Genomic DNA, 440 nt, shown 5'->3' on the forward strand with positions numbered 1-440 from the left:
GCACTGATTGTGGAAGGTTGTATACTGATGAGAAAATGTCATTTAAATACCTGTCCTGTCGGAATTGCTACTCAAAAAGAGGAATTGAGAGAAAAATTCAAAGGAAAAGCGCAGTATCTTGTGAATTATTTTACATTTCTTGCCATGGAAGTTCGTGAAATCATGGCTAATTTAGGTTTCAGAACCATTGATGAAATGGTAGGTCAATCCCAATGCCTTGAAAGAAAAGCAAATATTACCTTCTGGAAACATCAAGGCATAGATCTGAGTAGAATTCTTTATAAAATGGAATCCGATTTACCGGTGATTAAATCTGAAGAACAAGATGCGGGATTGGATAATTCTATTTCCTGGAAAATGGTTGAAGCAGCTCAATATGCTCTTCAAAATAATACAGCAATGGAGGCAGGATTTGATATAAAAAATACAGACCGCTCTGT

Annotated in this window: 1 protein-coding gene; it reads left to right on the plus strand. The window is 35.9% G+C overall.

All coding sequences use genetic code 11. The annotated features are described in order from the left end of the window. Positions 1 to 27: 27 nt before the first annotated feature. On the plus strand, positions 28 to 440 hold a 413-nt coding region (locus ACGFW6_RS45140; RefSeq protein ID WP_393523631.1), incomplete at its 3' end, for a glutamate synthase-related protein.

This window comes from Streptomyces sp. Y7, assembly GCF_043195415.1.
In the GTDB taxonomy this organism is placed as follows: Bacteria; Actinomycetota; Actinomycetes; order Streptomycetales; family Streptomycetaceae; genus Streptomyces.